Origin of the sequence: Aneurinibacillus sp. XH2 (genome assembly GCF_001439585.2) — a bacterium.
Lineage (GTDB): Bacteria > Bacillota > Bacilli > Aneurinibacillales > Aneurinibacillaceae > Aneurinibacillus > Aneurinibacillus thermoaerophilus.
This window is the reverse complement of record NZ_CP014140.1, coordinates 3,097,762-3,118,273: the sequence shown is the minus strand read 5'-3', so window position 1 is coordinate 3,118,273 and position 20,512 is coordinate 3,097,762. Positions and strand designations below refer to the sequence as shown.

Below are 20,512 nucleotides of genomic sequence, written 5' to 3'. Positions count from 1 at the left end.
GGCGGTACAGCATGGTAAAAGTAGAGAATATGTCCAAAGTGTACCGCACAGGCGGTGGCGATATTTATGCGATGAAGAATGTTTTCGTAACGGTTGAAAAAGGGGAATTTGTCGCTATTATGGGACCATCCGGTTCGGGAAAATCGACATTTATGAACATGATTGGCTGCCTGGATCGACCGACGAGCGGGCTGTATCATTTAGACGGAATGGAAGTAACGAATTTGTCGGATAAGCAGCTTGCCCATGTACGTAACCAAAAAATCGGTTTTGTTTTTCAAACCTTTCATCTTTTGCCGCGTTCAACCGCACTGCGCAATGTTGAATTGCCGCTGATTTATGCCGGGGTCGGAAGAAAGGAACGGACGGAACGGGCGCGTGCGGCTCTTGCGCGTGTCGGGCTCGGCGAACGTATGAATCATATTCCGAATCAGTTATCAGGCGGACAGCGGCAGCGGGTAGCGATTGCGCGCGCCCTCGTAAATGAGCCGGCGATTGTGCTGGCTGATGAGCCAACCGGGGCGCTTGATTCGCGGACAAGCATTGAAATTATGGACATTTTCCAACAGTTAAATGAACAAGGAACGACTATTATTCTTGTTACGCATGAACCGGATATCGCATGCTATGCGAAGCGGTTAATCCGCTTCCGCGACGGCCAGGTAGTCGCCGATGACCCCGTGCGGGATCGATTATTCGCGTCGCAACAACTGGCGTCGGAGCGCCAACAGGAGGTGTAATCTATGCGTTTGCTGGAAAGCTTAAGCATGGCTTTGGACGGTTTGCGCGCCAATAAGCTGCGTTCTTTTCTAACGATGCTGGGGATTATTATTGGTATCGCGTCTGTCATTGCGGTTATGACGCTTGGGAAAGGGGGCGAAAGTGCGGTCGTGCAGCAGGTAAGCAAGTTCGGCCAAAATAAATTTATGGTATATACCCGCTACGATACGGAGGAGCCTGAAGATCCGAACGCGCTTACTTTGGAAGATGCGGAATATTTGCCGCAGGTGAGTCCGTACATTTCCGCTGCCGTAGCCAACTCTTACGTAGGCAATACGGAGCTTTACTGGCTCAATAAGAAGAAAACCGTCGAAGTAAGGGCGACGACGGCCCAGCTTCCGGCTGTACAACCCACGCTCCACATGGTGCAAGGCCGCTTTTTTACCGACGAGGATGATAAAAACCGCCGACCGGTTATCGTATTGGAAGACGGAGCAGCTCAGGAATTGTTCGGGACGGAAAACCCGATCGGTCAGCGCGTGCGTTTTAACGATCGGAGCGTAGTGGTGATCGGCGTATTTAAGCAGGAGAAAGTAAGCTTTGATTTTTCCAAAGCAAAGAGCGCGTTTGTTCCGTTTCGTTTTGCGAATGAGCTGTCTGAAAACCAAACGGTAAGCAACATTGAAATGACCGCCATTTCCAAAGAAGCATTGCGGCCTGCGATGAAGCAGGTCAAGGATTATTTGAACCGCAAGCATAACCATAAAGATTACTATGAAGTTTTAAGTATGGAAGACAATATTAAAGAGTTTTCGCAAATGACTGGAATGATTACCCTGATTTTTAGCATTGTAGCTGGCATTTCCCTCGTGGTGGGCGGCATTGGCGTGATGAATATTATGCTTGTGTCCGTGACGGAACGGACAAGAGAAATCGGAATCCGCAAAGCGCTTGGAGCGCAGCGGAAAGATATTTTGCTTCAGTTCCTACTGGAGTCGATGATTTTGTCGTTAATCGGCGGCTTAATCGGAGCATTGCTTGGTATTGGTATATCAGCTATCGGCTTTTCCTATGCTAATATACCGCTTTTGATTTCATGGGAGACCGTTTTGCTTGCATTTTCCGTGTCCAGTTCCATCGGGATTTTCTTCGGATTGTATCCTGCCAACAAAGCGGCAAAGCTAAATCCGATTGAGGCGTTGCGTTATGAATAAGAAGCGGGCTGCTCTTTAACTCTGAAGCCTCTTTGCATAATGAATGAGAGGATTTTTTTGAAAAGTATTGTCTTTTTAGAAAAAGCCGAGTATAATCAAATTTAATAAATCCGATCAATATAATATGAATTCTCTTTCTTATCCAGAGAGATGGAGGGACTGGCCCAATGAAATCTCGGCAACCTAATTCGGTTAGGTGCCAATTCCAGAAAGCACACGCTTGAAGATGAGGAAGAGGGGAGCGTAGAATATAAGCCCTTCTTCTTTAATGAAGCAGGGCTTTTTTAATTAAATTAAACATATAAAACAAATTTGATTAATATTATTTTTGGAAAAAAAGGGGATGGTTATATGGTGGCAGGTAAAGTGTATCTTGTGGGTGCCGGGCCAGGCGATCCAAAGTTGATTACAGTGCGTGGGCTTGAGCTTCTACAACGGGCGGATGTGATTGTATATGACCGTCTGGCCAGTCCAAAGCTGCTTGATTATGCAAAAAAGGAGGCTGAATGCATTTATTGCGGAAAAGAGACAAATCACCATTCGTTATCCCAGACGGAAATTAACGAGATCATTGTGGCGAAGGCTGTGCAAGGGAAAGAGGTTGTTCGTTTAAAAGGGGGTGATCCATTTGTTTTCGGGCGCGGTGGGGAAGAAGCGGAAGCCTGTATCGCGGCCGGCATCGACTATGAAGTTGTGCCGGGCATTACATCGGGTATCGCTGCTCCGGCTTATGCAGGAATACCTATCACGCACCGTGGTTATTCATCCTCCGTCGCGTTTGTGACTGGCCACAAAGCTGTAGAGAAGGAGCAAAGTGGTATTCAGTGGGAGAAGTTGGCCACTGCGGTAGATACGCTGGTATTTTACATGGGGGTCGGCAATTTGCCGGAAATTGTGAAAAATCTTCATAAGTACGGCCGGGCCAAAGAGACACCTGTGGCACTTATCCGCTGGGGTACATGCGAAAATCAGGAGACGCTTATAGGTACATTGGAGACGATTGTAGAGCAGGTACAACAGGCACGCTTTCGTTCTCCGGCAGTGATTGTCGTAGGCGAGGTTGTCCGCCTGCGGGAGCAGTTAGCTTGGTATGAACAACAGCTGCGTCAAGTCATTATTGCATAATATTCGCTGAGATGAGAGGAGAGAGTATGAATGAGTTATACACCAATATGGGCACAAAATAAGGAGAAATTGAATAAAACAGAATTAATAAAACTGGAGAAAGATGGACTGGATGTTATTGAGGACATTTATCGTTATGCGAAAACTGGTTTTGAATCCATTACGCCGGATGATATGGATCGTTTTAAGTGGGCAGGTGTATATCAGCAGCGCCCGAAAGACGGGTGCTTTATGATGCGTGTCCGGGTTCCGTCCGGAAATCTTACGTCCGAGCAGGCGCGCACGCTTGCGAGTATCGCGCATGATTATGGCAGGGATTTAATCGATATTACGACACGTCAGGCGATTCAGTTTCACTGGTTGCGGATCGAAAATTTACCGGACATTTTTGAACGGTTGGCTGCCGTCGGATTGTCCTCATTTGAGGCGTGCGGCGATTGCCCGCGTACGATTGTTGGCAATCCGCTTGCGGGGCTCGATCCGTACGAATTAATAGATACGACCCCGCTTGTGAAACAGTTGTCCGATACGTTTTTAATGAACCGGGATTTTTCCAACCTGCCGCGCAAATATAAAATTTCGATTTCTAGCAATATTTATAATGCCGGTCATGCCGAAATTAACGATCTGGCGTTTACCCCGGCCACGAAAGTAATCGCTGGCAAGGAAATCATCGGTTTTCATGTCTGGGTTGGCGGCGGACTATCGTCCCGTCCGTATTTGGCTCAACAGCTCGATGTATTTGTGCGACCGGAAGAAGTCGTGAAGGTAGCGGTCGGCGTTACAACGATTTTCCGTGACTATGGATACCGGGAGAAGCGTCATCACGCACGCTTGAAATTTCTTGTCGCTGATTGGGGAGCGGAGAAGTTTCTTGCCAAGTTAAAAGAGCTTGTCGGCGAGCTGGAGACGCGGGGCGAAGATAAGATTAAGGGATGGAATGCAGGATATTTTACCGGTATTCATAAACAGCGCCAGGAAGGGTTGAGTTATGTTGGTCTGTCCGTTCCGGTAGGACGTATGTCGGCACAGGAATTGGAAGAACTGGCGCATCTCGCCGATGAATATGGTAATGGCTCACTGCGTACATGCAATTCGCAAAATATCATAATTACCGGCATACCGGATGAAAGAGTGGAAGAACTGTTGCAAGAAAAAGTGTTGGAACGTTTGACACCGTATCCGAAGAATTTTACTGCTTTCGCCGTTTCTTGCACCGGCAATGAATTCTGTAATCTTGCGATCGTTGAAACGAAAGAAAGAATGCGCCAATTGGCGGAATATCTAGATGAACATGTGGAGTTGGATGAACCAATTCGCATGCATATGGTCGGTTGTCCGAACTCATGCGGTCAGCGGCAAATTGCTGACATTGGCTTTCAGGGAGCGCTTGTTAAAACGGAAGACGGCATGAAAGATGCGTTCGATATTTTCCTTGGCGGTACGCTGGGCCCGAACGCGAAATTTAACGAAAAGCTGAAAGGACGCGTGCTTGGCGAGCAACTGCACCGGGTCGTGTTGCCGTTGCTTGCCTATTATAAGGAAGAAAAGCGGAACAAGGAAAGCTTCTTTGATTTCGTACAGCGTGTTGGAATTACACCGTTCCAAGAGAGGCTGGATGCGGCTCTGAAACAGTTGGTATAAAGGATGCCTGGGCATAGGAGAGGTGAGGCGATGTTTATCTATAGATTTGAGATATTGTTTAGGGATGGGGGAACAGCTGCCGTTGTAGTCATACATGAAAATGAAGAAAAAGCGTTCCGCAGCGCCCAGAATCAAATTGAACGCTATTTTTTGCCGCCGAGGCCGGTTGCGGAGATAGCCATTGTAGAAAAAAAGCCGGCTGGAACGGGCCGGGGGTATGTGATCGAGCCATGATTCTGACGTGCGCGGCCATTGCCATTGCCCTGTTTTTCGCGATGAATATCGGCGCCAGCGGTACAGCCGCTGCGATGGGCGCGGCGTATGGCGGGGGAGCTATTCAAAATAAGAAGCTCGCAATGCTGATTGTAGGTGCAGCTGCTTTGCTCGGTGCTGTGTTAGGTGGAGGCGAAGTAGTGAAAACAATCGGGGGAGGTATCATCTCTTCCTCTATTCTCACTGTGGAGATTGTAATAATTATTCTGGCCTCAGCGACACTCACGCTGTTTATAGCAAATCTGATGGGGGTTCCCCTGTCAACGAGTGAAGTGACGGTTGGTTCGATTGTCGGCATCGGGCTCGCGTACAAATCCTTATTCGTCAGCAAACTTGCAGTCATTATTTCCTTCTGGATCGCGGTTCCTCTGGTCTCGTTTAGTGTGGCGTATGTGCTGGGGCGACTAATTAAGATAGCGGAAGTGAAGTGGCCGCATCTTAGCAGACAGGGAAAATGGCAGCGCTGGCTGGGAAGATTGCTTGTGATCGGCGGTGCGCTTGAGGCATTTTCGGCCGGTATGAACAATGTGGCGAACGCGGTTGGGCCGCTTGTTGGCGCCGGGTTAATGTCTGTTTCCGCTGGCGTTTGGATGGGTGGAATATTCGTGGCGCTTGGTGCGGTTTTGTTGGGCGGTAAAGTGTTGGAGACAAACGGGAAAAAAATTACCCGTCTTTCGCTTTTGCAGGGCAGCGCGGTTTCTTTTACCAGCGGAGGATTGGTCATTATCGCCTCTTTGTTGGGCATCCCTGTTCCGCTTGTACAGGCGACTACCTGTGCCATTATGGGCGTTGGTACTGCGGACAACGGTTTTAAGCTTTGGCAGAAAAGAGTTATTCACCAAATCGCAAAGGTGTGGATTGTTTCTCCGGTATCTTCACTTGTCGTGGCTTACGCGATGGTTCATCTCTGGTTGCAGCCGAATCCGTATGTGTTAATCGTTATTATAAGCGTATTTATCACTACGCTAGGATTAATGAACCTTTCCCAGACGATCCGTAAAGAAAAAAGCGCCATTCATGATCAGAGAGGAGGAATCTAGGTGCCGGATATGACATTTTCATATGAAACGCTGACATCTGAACGCTGCGAAGAAATAAATAAAACATTGGAAAATAAGGATGCGCTGGATGTATTAAAGTGGGCATATGGCCTATTCGGTGACAATCTAATCTATGCTTGCAGCTTTGGTGCTGAAGGTATGGTTTTAACCGACTTAATTAGCCGGGTGCGTCCGGATGCCCGTATCGTTTTCCTGGATACACATTTACACTTTAAAGAAACGTATGAAGTTATTGAGCGCGTGAAAGTCAAATATCCGAAATTGCGCATTCAGATGAAGGAGCCGGCGCTGTCCGTACAAGAGCAGGCAGAGCAGTATGGTTCAGAATTATGGAAGATAGATCCGGATTTATGCTGTAAATTACGGAAAATTCAGCCTTTAGAAGAAGTGATGGCGGGCACGGTGGCTTGGTTATCTGGTTTAAGACGGGAGCAGTCGCCGACGCGGGCGAACACACAGTTTGTCAATATTGATCGCAGGTTCCGATCCATTAAAATCTGCCCGTTAATTTATTGGAAATGGGAAGAAGTATGGAGTTATATCAAGCTTTATCAACTTCCATATAATGAATTGCATGACAAAGGTTATCCGAGCATTGGCTGTAAACATTGCACGTTACCGGTGGAAGACGGGAGCGACTCACGTGCCGGACGTTGGAGCGGTACGGGCAAGACGGAATGCGGTCTGCATCAATAAGAATGAAAGAGTTGAGGAAAAGGAGTAGAAAGCATGAGTACAAATCAGCCTCATGGCGGTGTATTAATCAACCGCATTAACTTTTCTTATGACATTACAAAAGTAAGCAAAAAAATCGAACTGGACGCGTTCGCCCTTTCCGATTTGGAACTGTTGGCGATCGGCGCCTACAGTCCACTCACCGGTTTCTTGGGTAAAGCTGACTATGAAAGCGTCGTGTATAACATGCGCCTTGCTGACGGAACCGTATGGAGTCTTCCGATTACTTTGCCGGTAACGGAAGCCGTAGCCGCGCAGCTTGCACCAGGGGATATGGCACAGCTTGTGTACGAAGGAACGGTGTATGGTGTTATCGAAGTACAGGAACTGTACACACCGAACAAGGAAATAGAGGCGGAAAACGTATATGGTACGACAGAAATCAAGCACCCGGGCGTTAAAAAGCTATGGGAGCGACCGGGAGTGTATGTTGCAGGCCCGATTACGCTGATAAAGCGTCCGAAAAAGAACAGGTTTAAAGAGTTCTATCTTGACCCGGCTGAGACGAGAGCCGTGTTTGCTGAGCGCGGTTGGTATACGGTTGTGGGATTTCAGACGCGCAATCCGGTTCACCGCGCCCACGAGTACATCCAGAAAACGGCGCTGGAAATTGTGGACGGCCTGTTTTTAAACCCGCTGGTTGGCGAGACGAAAGCGGACGATATTCCGGCTGACATCCGGATGGAAAGTTATCAGGTACTTCTTCAAAACTATTATCCGCTTGATCGTGTGTTCTTGGCCGTGTTCCCGGCGGCCATGCGTTATGCGGGACCGCGCGAAGCCATTTTCCACGCGATCGTGCGAAAAAATTACGGTTGTACGCATTTCATTGTCGGACGCGACCACGCCGGCGTTGGCAATTATTACGGCACGTACGATGCGCAGCGGATTTTCTTGAATTTTTCGCCGGAAGAGCTGGGTATTACACCGCTTTTCTTTGAACATAGTTTTTATTGCAAAAAGTGCGGCAACATGGCTTCAACGAAAACATGTCCGCATAGTGCGGAAGATCACCTTCATTTATCGGGCACGAAAGTGAGGGAGATGTTGAGCCGCGGTGAGGCACCGCCGCCGGAGTTCAGCCGTCCTGAAGTAGTAGAAGTGCTGATTCGTGGCATGAAGGTCGCGATCGGCAATTAGGACCGGGAGGAGGCAGAAGTATGGCAGGACACAACGCCAATATTGTTTGGCACAGGACAACGGTAACGAAGCAGGATCGGCAGAAAACGAAGGGGCATAAAAGCGCGGTTCTTTGGTTTACCGGTCTGTCCGGTGCGGGCAAGTCGACGCTCGCTAACGAAGTGGAACGCAGATTGCATGAGAGAGGGATGCATACGTATTTGCTGGATGGAGATAACATCCGACACGGCATTAATAAAGACCTGGGATTCAGCCCGGAAGACCGTGCGGAAAATATTCGCCGTATCGGCGAGGTAGCGAAGCTGTTCGTGGATGCGGGTGTGCTTGTATTAACCGCGTTTATCTCGCCGTATCGCGCCGATCGTGCTCTCGCTCGCGGATTGGTAGAAGATGGTGAGTTTATTGAGATTTATGTGAATTGCGCGCTGGAAGAGTGTGAGAAGCGTGATCCGAAAGGGCTGTACAAAAAAGCGCGGACGGGAGAGATTCCAGAGTTTACCGGCATTTCCTCGCCGTATGAGGAGCCGGAAGCACCGGAATTAATCGTGAAGACGGATAAAAAAACGCTGGATGAATCCGCAGAGCAAGTGATCGCATTTTTGCGGAAGAAAGGCATTATTTAGTATAAAGGGCACGGCCTTTTTCTGGCCGCGCCTTTTTACTTTTGCATAAACTTGCTCAAATCTGGAGTTTTCTATATTAGATAGCATGACTTACCGTTGTGAAATAAGGACAAATGGGGTAAGATAAGTTTTCCGTTATCATTTTGCATATGTTTCACCTATTTGGCTCGTCTGAAAAGATGAGAAAACAAATATAAGGAAGGGGTGAAGCTTTATGAAAAAACGCACGGTAAGAACATTTATGGCCGGTGTGATTGCCGGGGCAGCGCTGATGTGTGCAGCCGGTTTTTCATATGCCGCCTTGACAAAAATCGATGTAAGAGTGACGCCTGTCAGCTTTGTGATGGAAGGACAGAAAATACAGCCCAGCGATAAAGAACAGCAATACTTTAATGGTAAAAGTTATATTCCTGTTTCTTTTGTATATAAAGATACTACGTATGTGCCGCTTCGCTTGGTTTCGGAAAAGCTTGGACACAAAGTTGGATATGACCCGGCGACCCATACGATTTATCTAGGGAAAGAAAAAGGAGATGGAAAAGAATTGAAATTTAAAACGATTTATCCTTCGGGCGGCGAACAACCACAATTATCTTCCAGGATTCAGCGGTGGTTTGACGACCATAAGAAGCAGGAATTTATGGGTACGATGTGTGATGAGGATGGAATGTACGCGATGGTGGCAAGAGGCGAGCAGCCAAATGGGGGATACGGAATTGAAATTGTAGGCGTGACCGAATACGTCGATGAGATTGTGGTAAAGGTAAGGCATAAGAATCCGGAGCCGGGCAAAATGTATACGCAGGTGATTACGTATCCGACCACCCTAGTGAAAATGCCATGTACCGACAAAAAAATTCGATTTGAGATCGTGAATGACATACATGGCAAATAAGCACTATCTTTTGTGCGCTTACACAGAGCGAGAGCGGGATAGAATTCCTGCTCTTTTTTTATTTTATTACATAATTTTCTATACGCTCATCGCACATTGTCTTCCTTCTTATTTTGAAAACAAATGATATCATGTAGTACAGGGACAAAGAGAAAGAGGGAGAGCTTGTGGCTGCGCGAAGTTTCGATTTTACGAAAGGGAATATTATGCGACAGATGATCGCCTTTTCCCTCCCAATATTTTTCACGAATGTGTTACAGACGTCATATCAGTTTATTGACAGTTTATGGGTCGGCAACCTGCTTGGGTCAGACGCGCTCGCTTCTGTGTCTGTATCAGCGACGGTTGTGTTTACGATGCTGTCATTTATTATCGGGATGAACGGAGCAACATTGACGATTCTTGCCCAGCGTAGGGGCGCAGGTGATGAAGAAGGGTTAAAAGAATCGCTGAATGCGTTTGTCGTTGTATTTACTCTACTATCCATTGGTATTGGAATTATCGGCTATATTTTTTCGCCTCACATTCTAACGCTGATTCAAACACCGTCAGCTATTCATGAGCTGGCCACTCAGTATTTGCAGGTGAATTTTATCGGAATTGTATTTTTGTTCGGCTATAATTTTATCGGCACAGTGCTTAGGGCGCTTGGAGACAGTCGCACGCCCATACGGTTTGTGCTGATGGCCGTAATTTTGAATACGGTGCTTGATCCTCTGTTCATTATGTACTTTGATCTTGGAGTGGTAGGAGCGGCGCTTGCGACCATCGTGGCACAAGGTTTTTCGTTTGTATATGCGCTTATATACACGAGGAAATCGGGAAAAATTCCATTCATAAAGCCTCATATCCCCGATCGTACATATGCATTGGCGATTTTTAAATTAGGCATTCCTGCCGGTTTGCAAATGATGGTGATTTCTGGCGGAATGATGGCGATTATGAGCGTAGTGAATATGTTTGGCGAGAATGTGGTCGCTGGGTTTGGCGCTTCACAGCGTATGGATAATTTGATTATGTTGCCTATTGTTACACTTGGCTCGGCGGTGAACAGTATGTCCGGCCAGAATATCGGAGCTGGAAAGTGGGAACGTGTCAGCGGTATCGCGCGCAGTGGCATATTGTTAATTGTCAGCGTGTCGTTTGCTATTGGGGTATTAGTGTATGCAACGGCAGCAAAACTGCTTGAATGGTTCGTGGACAATCCGGAGTCGATAGCATTTGGCACGCTGTACCTTCGCACGATTTGTTTTTTCTACCCGTTCCTTGGGATTAACTTTGTGCTGAACGGTATTATCCGCGGTGCAGGCGGCATGGTACAGATTCTGGTGCTGAATTTTATCTCTTTCTGGGTATTGCGTTATCCGCTGACTGCAGTATTTTCCAAGTGGCTGGGCGAGCAGGGGATTGCCTATGGCATGGGTACAAGCTTTGTGATTAGCGCGGTTTGTGCAAGTGCGTATTACCGATTCGGGCGCTGGCGCGAAATTCGTTTATTGCAGGGTAAATAAGGATTTCCGGAAATTTACTATTTGAAAAAGCAAGAAGCAGGTAATGATAAAGGTTAAGAATCTTATTTTCTTGATAGAAAAACACTTTACTTATTAAAGATAATAAATTATAATTAGTTTGTAGTTGTAATGCTTAGAAAATGAATAGAATATGAGTAAAAGGAGAGAGTACGATGGCAAAAGTTCTTTATATTACCGCGAATCCGAAGCCGGTTGAGGCGTCTTATGGCCTGAGACTGGGTGAAACGTTCTTGAAAGCATATCAGCAGCACAATCCCACAGATACGATCGAGCGCCTTGACCTTTACAAAGAAGAAATTCCATTCATTGATGCGCTTGTCTTGAACGCATGGGATAAAGTCGCAAAGAATGAAGCGCTGAACGACGAAGAAAAGCGTGTGCTTGGCCGCATGACAGAACTGCTTGACCAGTTTATCGCGGCGGACAAAGTAATTTTCGTAACACCGCTTTGGAATTTAAGTTATCCTCCGCTACTGAAAGCGTATATTGATAACGTTGTAATTGCGGGCAAGACATTTAAATATACGGAACAAGGCCCGCAGGGCTTAATGGCCGGCAAGCGCGTGATGCATATCCAGGCGCGCGGAGGCGTGTATTCTGAAGGGCCAGCCGTAGATTTTGAGTTCACAGATAAATATCTGCGCGGCATTATGGGCTTTATTGGGATTACTGATTATACCCACATTTTCGTGGAGGGAATGGCGGCCACGCCGGATAAAGCGGAAGAGATCTTTGCTAAGGCGGAGCACAAAGCACGCGAAGCGGCGGTCGAGTTTGCGAAGAATTATCAGCGTACATAAGTTGTACTATTTGCGCTGAATGGGGTATAGACAATAGAAAAAACAGGTGCTACCATTTAATTTGAAGAAGCGTTCACTAACCAAAAGAACATAGGTTGGGAACGCTTTTTTATCATGTTTCGCGAGGAGTTGTTGCCATGTGAGAACAGCAGGCAAATTGATGGTTTCTGTGCTGGCGCTGGCGGCTGCGTTCGCGGCCGGGATCTGGACGAGCGCAGGTGAAGCGGACGGTTTTAAAGAAAAAATTACCGCCTATTTTTATCCTGTAACTTATTATTTTGATGGTAAAAAAGATACAAGCGATCCGAAAGTATATAAAAATAATGGCAATCAAGTTCCGAAGACGATTACATACCAAGGGACCACCTATGTTCCATTGCGATATGTCGGAGAAAAGCTTGGCAAAGAAGTAGGATATGATGGGAAGACACATTCTGTTTGGATAGGGCAAAAACCTAAGCTAGAAGCTGTGCAGGCAAATTCTGTTCAGCGGACAGCAAGCGTAACATCGAGCTTTAAAGTTGAGATTGGAGACCGCTGGGATACTGTCAAATCCAAACTGGGATCTTATAAAGCTGCCTATACGGGAGCGAACAAGACGAAGTGGTGGGTATATGACAGGTATTGGATCGGTTTCCGCGACGGCCATGTGATTGAAATGTTTTCTAACACCCTGGACACACAGTATAATGGCGTAAAAGTGGGGAGCACGCGCAGCGAAGTCGAGAAGAAATTGAAATATAGCGCTAAGCCGGAATGGGCTTTATACGGGGCTACCTTTACTTTTAAAAATGACAGTTCGGAAAAAGTGCTGTACAAATCCGGTTCCTTAGCGATCATTGCTTACTATGACAATCTGGACAAAAAAAAGTTACTTGGTTTACGTGTTGTCAATCCAACTGAGCTTGTTCATAAGAAATACTTTGGCTATACGTATCAATATATAAAAAAACCGAACATTCCTTCTTATCCGACGGATACGGCTACTGTCAATCGAGATGCTGCTAGGCAAGTATTATGGCTGACCAATATAGAAAGAGCAAAGAAGAAAGTGCCTGCTCTTGCGTGGAGCGATCAGGCGGCCGCCTCCGCCTATAAACATAGTAAAGATATGAGCGTGTACAATTACTTTTCGCATACAACGCGCGCTGGAAAGTCACCGTTTGATTTAATGGCTGAGCAAGGAATTAAATACACTTTGGCCGCTGAGAATATTTCTATGGGATATCCAGACGCTATTGAAGCTGTATTTGGGTGGATGAATAGCTCCGGCCACAGAAAAAACTTATTGAATCCCGCTTTTAAAAAGCTTGGTGTAGGCGTGTACGGGACATACTATACCCAGCATTTTTTCACGCCCTAATCAGGCAATTATGTTTTGACAAGTTCATGCTGGAAGAAGTAAAATATCATGTGATTGCCTGAAAATTAAGAGTGGAAGGGACGAGCATTTATGTGGGATTATATTATTCCGATTCTTACGCTGCTTGTCGGAGTGATTGCGGGGTTCGCCCTTGGCGTATGGTACTTGCGAAACCAAATGGCGAATATGCAGATGGATGAGAAACAAATCCAGCAAATCGCCCGCTCGATGGGAATGAACTTGAATCAAAAGCAGTTAAACCAGATGACGCGCAGAATGCAAAACATGAAACCTGGTCTGAAACCGGGTGCGAAAAAGAAAAAATAACCGGGGAAACCTGTCATAAAAGCTGTGAACGAGGCCGATTGGACGCAGCTTTTTGCTATTCGCGTAAAAAAGAAAAAACGCGCATCCGGCACGGATTGCGCGTTTTTTATGTTATGGCTTTTCCAACGCCAATTCTGGCGCAAGAACTTTGCTTTCCATTTTGTGTTCGCGGTATTCCCAGCCTGTGTAGGAATCTATGATGTTCAACTGTTCGTCTAGGTGAACTATCGCAACAAATGCATAGTGCGTTTTGGTTCGATAGCGCAAATCGATCCAGCGCACTTCGTGACCAAACGTTCGTTTTTTTGTATATACGTACGGGTACCGCGTGAAGGATAGAAAAGCTTGCACCTTATTATCCTGCTTTGCTTTTTTGATAACTTCATTTTCTTCTTTATGGTAAAAAGTGTCGTGCCAGATGATACGTTTGTTGTGCAATTCGCCGACATACGAAGCATAGGCGGTCTGGACGATCACACCCCAGTGCGTCCAGCGAAGCGTCGGAAGCAGAATATAGTGCCCTTCTTCGCCTAACTCGGCTTTTACGAACCGCACTAATCTGCGGTAAGTTATTGTTCTTTGGATAATATAGGAAATCATAATCGTATATACGATGCTGAACACATGTCCTGGGTCGAAACCGGCAGCCCAGAAGAGAAAACCGATAAGGTGAATGGCCATGATGAATGGGTCGAATATGTTGATAACATTGAAAGAAATCCATCGTTTGGAGAAAGGGCGGGCTGCTTGCGTACCGTATGCGTTAAACAAGTCGATAGACACATGAACAACTACGGCGAGCAGCGTCCACAATAACAGATGCAAGTATGAAACGCCTGAAAAGAAGGTATAAATACCGCCACTGATAAGTCCTGCCCAAATGAAAATCGCCGGAATGGAGTGAGAGCGTCCGCGATGATTGCGAATATATGATGCGTTGCCGCGAAGTTTTAATACCGTATCCAAATCGGGCGCCTGAGAGCCAATCAGCGTTCCGAGAAGTACAGCATTGGCAAGTTCAGGTTGGCCGGCTACGACCGGATCCAAATACGCAAGACCTGCGAGACCAAATCCCATTGCAATGTGGGTACCTGTATCCAAGTAAACTCCTCCAATTTCCGTATTAGCCTTAAGCGGCTTCTGTTTTCGCTACACTCTTTCTCGTTTTCCAGTTTTCGTGGATAGCGTAAAGCATTATGCTTTATTATAAAAGAAAACGATATGAATGTTTAGCAATTTAACATAAAATATATATTTTTTATATGCTGTTCAGAGTCTTAATGTACCCATTACAAGAACGAATGATGATGCGGGAGGAGAATGTGGATGAACTGGATTCAAGTGTTTGCGGAATATAAAATCATCCCGGAGAAACGCGGAGAATATTTGCAAAAAATTAAAGACATAGCGATTGCTATGGAGAAAATTGGCGCGCGTAATTTCGTATTGCAAGAAGGTGTAGATCAGCCTGGTTTATTTGTTGAAATGTTTCACGTTCCTACTGTGGAGGCATATCGAAAAATCAAGCGAAAACGTTGTGAAGAGACGGGAACTTCGGGGGGATTCTGGCAGAGTATCAACGATTGTATTGTAGCTGGAACGAACAGATTAAATATGTGGGCGTTTGCGCCGGTTGACATAGATGGGAGTGGAGAATAATACATGGCAAAGCAGCAGGAACGGCAGCAAGATCTGATTGGTTCGTTTGATATCGAAGGATTTCAGGATGATTTATTGTATTGGTTTGAAAGGCAGCAGCGGGATTTGCCTTGGCGGCGAGATCGGGATGCCTATCGTGTCTGGGTATCAGAGATTATGCTTCAGCAGACGAGAGTAGAGACGGTGATTCCGTATTATGAACGGTTTATGGAACGTTTTCCGACCGTGCGTGATCTGGCTGAAGCTGATTTAGAAGAAGTATACAAATACTGGGAAGGGCTCGGCTATTACTCGCGGGCTAGAAATTTGCATGCAGCTGTAAAAGAGGTGCAGGAAAAGTACGGGGGCGTAGTACCCGATACACCGGAAGAAGTGCATGCCCTAAAAGGAGTCGGGCCCTATACGGCAGGCGCTATTCTAAGCATCGCATACGGGCTGCCGGAGCCTGCGGTGGACGGCAATGTCATGCGTGTGCTGTCCCGTATTTTTTTAATTGAGGAAGACATTACGAAGGCGAAAACGAGAAAGCTATTCGAAGCGGTTGTGCACCGAATTATCGCACACCGGAATCCTTCGTTTTTTAATCAGGCGTTAATGGAACTGGGTGCGCTGATTTGTATTCCGCGTTCGCCACGTTGTGGGATATGTCCTGTAGCGAACCACTGTCGTGCCCGGGACAAAGGGATACAAGAGTCATTGCCTGTGAAGAAGAAAGCGAAGCAGGTGCGGATCGAAGAGCGAGCGGTAGCATTGATACAGCGGAATGATGGGAGATGGCTGCTTCATAAGCGTCCTGGAACAGGGCTTTTAGCGAATTTGTGGGAGTTTCCAAACACGGAATATAAGGGAGACGCAGACCCGAGAGAACAGTTGAGCACGTATGTATATCAGACGTTCGGAGTAAAATGCATACCTCAGGAATTAGTAATGGAGCATAGCCACGTATTTTCGCATTTGCAATGGAATTTACGCACTTATATATGCGCGTACAAAGGGCAAGAAGATGTGGAAGGAGACGCTGAGGCAAAAGTGCGGGCAAGCTGGGTACTGATAGAAGAAATGCCGCACTATCCATTTTCTGTATCCCATAAAAAAATCGCGGACGGGTTACACGAAGGATTTCAGCAAAGTTTGCTGTAAGCGCATCAAGTCAGGGCGAGAAACGAAATGCGACAACGGATCTGGCTGCGCCTGCTTTTGAACTCTTAATTTTTAGGCGGCTAGAATAGATACGGTGAATGACAAAAAAGGGGGGGGAGCATGGAGAATGAAAAAAGGGCAATGAAGCCGGAAGATATAGAAGAAGTCAAAAAAATCGTAAAAATGGGAAGGGTACTGACCGATGAAAGCGACCTTTTCAGCTATTCGTTTGACGCTTCCTTCGGCACATATTTGCCGGATTTGGTTGTTCAAACAAAAAGTGTGACAGAGCTTGCTGCGCTCGTGAAGTTGGCAAACCGCAAACGAATCCCCGTATACCCGCGCGGACAATCGACGTGTCTGAGCGGGGGGCCTTTGCCGGTGAAAGGCGGTATGGTATTTGATTTGTCAGTGATGAATGATGTGCTGGAAATTGATGAAGAAGATTTAATCGCCGTCGTATCGCCCGGTGTGTTGACCGCGGATATTCATCGTGCGGCTGAAAAAAAAGGATTGATGTATCCGCCAGACCCCAGCAGTTCCCACGTCTCGACTATCGGCGGTAATCTGGCGGAAAATTCAGGGGGGCCGCGGGGATTGAAATACGGGGTAACGAAGGATTATGTAATTGGCCTTGAAGTTATTGTTCCAGAAGGGGAAATTATTAGAACCGGAGGCCGGACGGTGAAGAATGTTACAGGCTATGATTTAACCAAGCTGATCGTTGGCTCGGAGGGAACGCTCGGCATTATTACGAAAGCAATATTGCGACTTTTGCCCAAGCCTCCTGCTTCGGAGACGGTGATGGCCGTATTTGATAGCCTTGTGGATGCGGGCGGTGCTATTTCAAAAATTCTCTCTTCCGGTATTTTACCTGCCAAAATGGAATTGATGGATCAGGCGTCCATTATAGCAGTGGAAAATTACGAGCCATCTAATTTGCCTGTCGATGCTGAAGCGATCATTCTGCTCGAACTGGACGGACATCCTGTGGCGGTTAAAGATGAAGTTCAGCAAGTTGCAGAACTGTGTAAAGCGGTTGGTGCTAGAGAAATCCGCATTCCGGGAAATGAAGCGGAAAAGGCGGAAATATGGCGGGCGCGCAAGCTTGTATCTCCGGCCATTGTGCGTATTAAACCGACGAAAATTTCCGAAGATGCTACAGTACCGCGGAGCAAAATTCCCGACATGTGTGCGAGACTGCAAGAGATCCGTAGAAAGTATAACATTCATCTGGTCGTCTTTGGCCACGCGGGCGATGGAAACCTACATCCAAATATTATTGCCGATAAAAATGACAAAGAAGAAATGAAGCGAGTTGAGGAGGCAATTGCGGAGATTTTTGCAGCAGCGGTAGAACTGGGAGGTACGTTATCAGGCGAACATGGCATTGGGACGATGAAAGCGCCGTTTATGGAGATGGAATTAGGAGCGGTCGGGCTTGACATGATGCGACGTATTAAGCAAGTTTGGGATCCGAACAATATTATGAACCCGGGCAAAATTTTTCCAGAGCCGGGTCAAAAGCTGGAGTTGACCTAAAATGAACGAACCTTTAGAACAGTTGCGGAAAGAGTTGCAATATGAAAAAACGAATCGCTGTGTCCAGTGCGGTTACTGTCTTCCTGTGTGTCCGACATACATTACGATGAGAAAAGAAACGCATTCGCCGCGTGGAAGAATTAACCTAGTTAAGATGGTGGGTGAAGGAAGAATTACCGATTTGTCTGTTCTAGAGGAACCGCTGAATTTGTGTCTTGGATGCCGGGCCTGCGAGACGGCCTGTCCAACTGGTGTCGAATATGGTGCGATTCTTGAGGCATCCAGAGCTGCGCTGGCGCGGCGTAAGAAATTTTCTGTTCCGGTTCGTCTGTTGCGCCGGACAATGTTTAAAAAAGTGTTTTCGAGTAAGCGAATAATGAAATTTGCAGGCAGTATGCTTTGGCTGTATCAAAAAAGCGGGCTGCAAAAAGCAGCGCGCGTTTCCGGTGCTCTTGAGAAATTGCCGTATCATCTTGGCGTTTTTACAGAGGCCATTCCTCCTTTGGAACGTGGGCGAATACCTGTAAGAATAAAAGCGAGAAGAGAAAAGAAGTACACGGTTGCATTTTTTACCGGATGCGTCATGGACGCTGTGTTTCAGCGCATTAATCGACTATCGGTATTGCTGCTCGCGGAGGCAGGGTGCGATGTCATTGTTGTACCAGGGCAGACATGCTGTGGAGCGCTGCACGCGCATGCCGGAGAGGTGGAAGAAGCCAGGCGCCTTGCCAAGCAAAATATTGCCGCGTTTGAAAAAGAAGACGTCGATTTTGTTGTCAATAATGCCGGAGGCTGTGGCGCGATACTGCACGAATACGGCCATTTGCTAGGGAAAGAGGAGGAATGGAAAGAAAGAGCCGAGTCTTTCGCCGCAAAGTCAAGGGATATCAGTCAGGTGCTCTTGGCTTGCGGCGGTCTGAAGAATTTGAAACCACGCTCTGGCGAGCGGGTAACGTACCAGCGTTCTTGCCATTTGACCAACGTCCAAAAGGTTGTGAATGAACCGCTGGCGCTTTTGAAAAGCGTACCCGGCATTGAGTTCGTGGAGATGGAAGAAGCACAGATGTGCTGTGGCTCGGCAGGTATTTATAACATTGTCCATTATAATGAAGCGATGGATATTCTTGATGAAAAAATGAAACATACGAAAGCGACAGGAGCTTCCGCCGTCATTACAACAAACCCGGGCTGTCTTCTGCAAATGAAGCTCGGAATTGAGCGGGAAAATTTGTCCGGTTCGATGCGGGCTGTACATCTTGTTGAATATTTGGCGGAAGCGGCAGGCATTTCCTGAAATATGTTAGTAAAAAATATGTTTGTTATCGGTGAAGGGCTATGAATCGGTTCCAGGTTCTTGGGTGGCAACTGGCAAACGGTATAGCGGCAGGATAAAAAGCAGACCGACGATAAATAGAATTCCTGCCATTTCATACATCGCAACAAGGGAAAATAAATTTTTAAGCAGGCCCGCTATGCTCATCGTAATGACCATTGCCCCGGTGAACAACGGACTGAGAATACCGTTAACCCGACCTATATATTGACTTTCCGTATTTTGCAAGATCATCGTGTTGATTCCTATTTGAATGCAAGGGAGCACTAAACCGCTGAAAAACTGTGCAGTTAATGTTAACCACGGAGTCGTTGATATACCGGATATGGCCATGCAGATCGCGTCGACAAACATGCCGAATGCTAGCAGTTTTTGTGGTGCGACCGATTTAGCGAAAACCATAGCCAATCCGCCGCCTAGAACCATGCCGATCCCGCTGACGGTCATTAACCATTGCAAATATTCTTTTTCTAGACCGAGTCGTTCTGTAACTAGAAAAACGCCGAGCGGCTGGATAAGGCCAATCGCCAAACCGGCGGCGAAGAAACAGGCTCCGAGCAGCGTTAGTACTTTTTTCGACAGCACATAACGAATCCCGGCAGCCATCTCTTGAAGGAGCGTTGAATGAGTCTCTTCTTTACCCATATCGCGATCCGGCGGAAGAAAAAACAATGCAACGGCCGACATGAGGAAAGCTATCCCCGTTATCATAATCGCAACTTGAATACCAAAGGTTTGATAAACGAACGTTCCAAGAACTGGGCCAAAAATCATGAATACAGCGAAGATCGTTTGATAAATCGACATCCCAGCTTGCACCTGTTCGGCCGGAACGTGCATTTTAAATAGCTTTAACCCGGCTGGCTGTGAGAATTGAGACAAGATCGCCGAGAACAGTATGGAAAAAAACACAGCCTTCCACGAACCAAAAATCAATGTAAATAGAACGGCGAATACTGATATGGCGCTCAATACATCGCACCAGATCATTGTTCGCTTGGGGGGCCAACGGTCGGCAAAGGTTCCCCCGATAAACGAGAAAATAAAAATCGGCGCAAATTCAGCGACCGAAACCATTGAAACTGCGAATGCATCCCCTCCTGTCATTTCCACTACATACAGCAGCACGGAGAAATTACGTACCCAGATGCCAATTTGGAGAAAAAGTTCAGATAATAGGATCGCTTGCACAAAACGATTGCGAAATAGGTTGGCCATGGATGGTGAAGACAATATGGTTTCCTTCCTTCCGTTTATTTTTATTTCATATTTCATCACTTTAATTTCCAAATATAAGCATAAAAAACCTCCTTATCCATTTTTCTGGATAGGAGGCAGAACAGTAACAAAAAGATACAGTACAGTACTTTTCGACTGATGCTATTA

Annotated in this window: 20 protein-coding genes and 1 riboswitch; of the genes, 18 read left to right on the top strand and 2 right to left on the bottom strand. The window is 46.6% G+C overall.

Features of this window, described 5'->3' with window-relative positions; genetic code table 11:
• Positions 1-11 precede the first annotated feature (11 nt).
• From ACH33_RS15560 to ACH33_RS15495, 14 genes are all read left to right on the top strand, one after another.
• A complete protein-coding gene (locus ACH33_RS15560) occupies positions 12-740 on the top strand; it encodes an ABC transporter ATP-binding protein (RefSeq protein WP_057899821.1) in 729 nt (242 codons plus the stop codon).
• Positions 741-743: 3 nt separating this feature from the next.
• Positions 744-1,934 carry an ABC transporter permease gene (locus ACH33_RS15555; protein WP_057899820.1) on the top strand — a complete coding sequence of 397 codons (1,191 nt, stop codon included), beginning with the start codon at positions 744-746 and terminating at the stop codon, positions 1,932-1,934.
• Between the two features lie 135 nt (positions 1,935-2,069).
• A riboswitch (SAM riboswitch) is annotated at positions 2,070-2,167 on the top strand.
• Positions 2,168-2,285: 118 nt separating this feature from the next.
• A complete protein-coding gene (gene cobA, locus ACH33_RS15550) occupies positions 2,286-3,059 on the top strand; it encodes a uroporphyrinogen-III C-methyltransferase (protein ID WP_057899819.1) in 774 nt (257 codons plus the stop codon).
• Positions 3,060-3,089: 30 nt separating this feature from the next.
• The gene (locus ACH33_RS15545; RefSeq protein ID WP_057899818.1) at positions 3,090-4,703 is read left to right on the top strand and encodes a nitrite/sulfite reductase; all 1,614 of its coding nucleotides are present in this window, start codon (positions 3,090-3,092) and stop codon (positions 4,701-4,703) included.
• A 30-nt stretch (positions 4,704-4,733) separates the two neighbouring features.
• Positions 4,734-4,937: a DUF3906 family protein gene (locus tag ACH33_RS15540; protein WP_057899817.1), complete on the top strand. Its 204-nt coding sequence runs from the start codon at positions 4,734-4,736 to the stop codon at positions 4,935-4,937.
• Positions 4,934-6,016: a sulfate permease gene (locus ACH33_RS15535; RefSeq protein ID WP_057899816.1), complete on the top strand. Its 1,083-nt coding sequence runs from the start codon at positions 4,934-4,936 to the stop codon at positions 6,014-6,016. The genes ACH33_RS15540 and ACH33_RS15535 overlap by 4 nt, the downstream gene beginning before the upstream one ends.
• Positions 6,017-6,025: 9 nt before the next feature.
• Positions 6,026-6,733, top strand: a complete 708-nt coding sequence (locus ACH33_RS15530) for a phosphoadenylyl-sulfate reductase (RefSeq protein WP_057900425.1) — start codon at positions 6,026-6,028, stop codon at positions 6,731-6,733.
• A 33-nt stretch (positions 6,734-6,766) separates the two neighbouring features.
• On the top strand, positions 6,767-7,912 hold the full coding sequence (gene sat / locus ACH33_RS15525) for a sulfate adenylyltransferase (protein ID WP_057899815.1): 1,146 nt from the start codon (positions 6,767-6,769) through the stop codon (positions 7,910-7,912).
• A gap of 20 nt (positions 7,913-7,932) precedes the next feature.
• On the top strand, positions 7,933-8,535 hold the full coding sequence (gene cysC / locus ACH33_RS15520) for an adenylyl-sulfate kinase (protein WP_057899814.1): 603 nt from the start codon (positions 7,933-7,935) through the stop codon (positions 8,533-8,535).
• Between the two features lie 214 nt (positions 8,536-8,749).
• Positions 8,750-9,430 carry a protease complex subunit PrcB family protein gene (locus ACH33_RS15515; protein WP_057899813.1) on the top strand — a complete coding sequence of 227 codons (681 nt, stop codon included), beginning with the start codon at positions 8,750-8,752 and terminating at the stop codon, positions 9,428-9,430.
• A gap of 206 nt (positions 9,431-9,636) precedes the next feature.
• Positions 9,637-10,941: an MATE family efflux transporter gene (locus ACH33_RS15510; RefSeq protein ID WP_057900424.1), complete on the top strand. Its 1,305-nt coding sequence runs from the start codon at positions 9,637-9,639 to the stop codon at positions 10,939-10,941.
• Between the two features lie 173 nt (positions 10,942-11,114).
• Positions 11,115-11,762: an FMN-dependent NADH-azoreductase gene (locus ACH33_RS15505; RefSeq protein ID WP_057899812.1), complete on the top strand. Its 648-nt coding sequence runs from the start codon at positions 11,115-11,117 to the stop codon at positions 11,760-11,762.
• 139 nt (positions 11,763-11,901) lie between these two features.
• Positions 11,902-13,125, top strand: coding sequence for a CAP domain-containing protein (locus tag ACH33_RS15500; RefSeq protein WP_057899811.1), 1,224 nt, complete (start codon positions 11,902-11,904; stop codon positions 13,123-13,125).
• A 90-nt stretch (positions 13,126-13,215) separates the two neighbouring features.
• A complete protein-coding gene (locus tag ACH33_RS15495) occupies positions 13,216-13,452 on the top strand; it encodes a YneF family protein (RefSeq protein ID WP_057899810.1) in 237 nt (78 codons plus the stop codon).
• A 111-nt stretch (positions 13,453-13,563) separates the two neighbouring features.
• Here the strand turns inward: ACH33_RS15495 and ACH33_RS15490 are convergent, their stop codons facing one another.
• The gene (locus ACH33_RS15490) at positions 13,564-14,553 is read right to left on the bottom strand and encodes a metal-dependent hydrolase (RefSeq protein WP_057899809.1); all 990 of its coding nucleotides are present in this window, start codon (positions 14,551-14,553) and stop codon (positions 13,564-13,566) included.
• Positions 14,554-14,778: 225 nt separating this feature from the next.
• Between ACH33_RS15490 and ACH33_RS15485 the strand changes: the two genes are divergently transcribed.
• The 4 genes from ACH33_RS15485 to ACH33_RS15470 all read left to right on the top strand — a co-directional run bounded on the left by ACH33_RS15485 (position 14,779) and on the right by ACH33_RS15470 (position 19,087).
• A complete protein-coding gene (locus ACH33_RS15485) occupies positions 14,779-15,111 on the top strand; it encodes an MFS transporter (protein ID WP_057899808.1) in 333 nt (110 codons plus the stop codon).
• 3 nt (positions 15,112-15,114) lie between these two features.
• The gene (gene mutY, locus ACH33_RS15480) at positions 15,115-16,251 is read left to right on the top strand and encodes an A/G-specific adenine glycosylase (RefSeq protein WP_057899807.1); all 1,137 of its coding nucleotides are present in this window, start codon (positions 15,115-15,117) and stop codon (positions 16,249-16,251) included.
• 141 nt (positions 16,252-16,392) lie between these two features.
• Positions 16,393-17,793 (top strand): FAD-binding oxidoreductase, encoded by a 1,401-nt coding sequence (locus ACH33_RS15475; protein WP_156424132.1) that lies wholly within the window; start codon positions 16,393-16,395, stop codon positions 17,791-17,793.
• A gap of 1 nt (position 17,794) precedes the next feature.
• A complete protein-coding gene (locus ACH33_RS15470) occupies positions 17,795-19,087 on the top strand; it encodes a (Fe-S)-binding protein (RefSeq protein ID WP_057899806.1) in 1,293 nt (430 codons plus the stop codon).
• 39 nt (positions 19,088-19,126) lie between these two features.
• Here the strand turns inward: ACH33_RS15470 and ACH33_RS15465 are convergent, their stop codons facing one another.
• On the bottom strand, positions 19,127-20,344 hold the full coding sequence (locus ACH33_RS15465; RefSeq protein WP_057900422.1) for an MFS transporter: 1,218 nt from the start codon (positions 20,342-20,344) through the stop codon (positions 19,127-19,129).
• Positions 20,345-20,512: the final 168 nt, after the last annotated feature.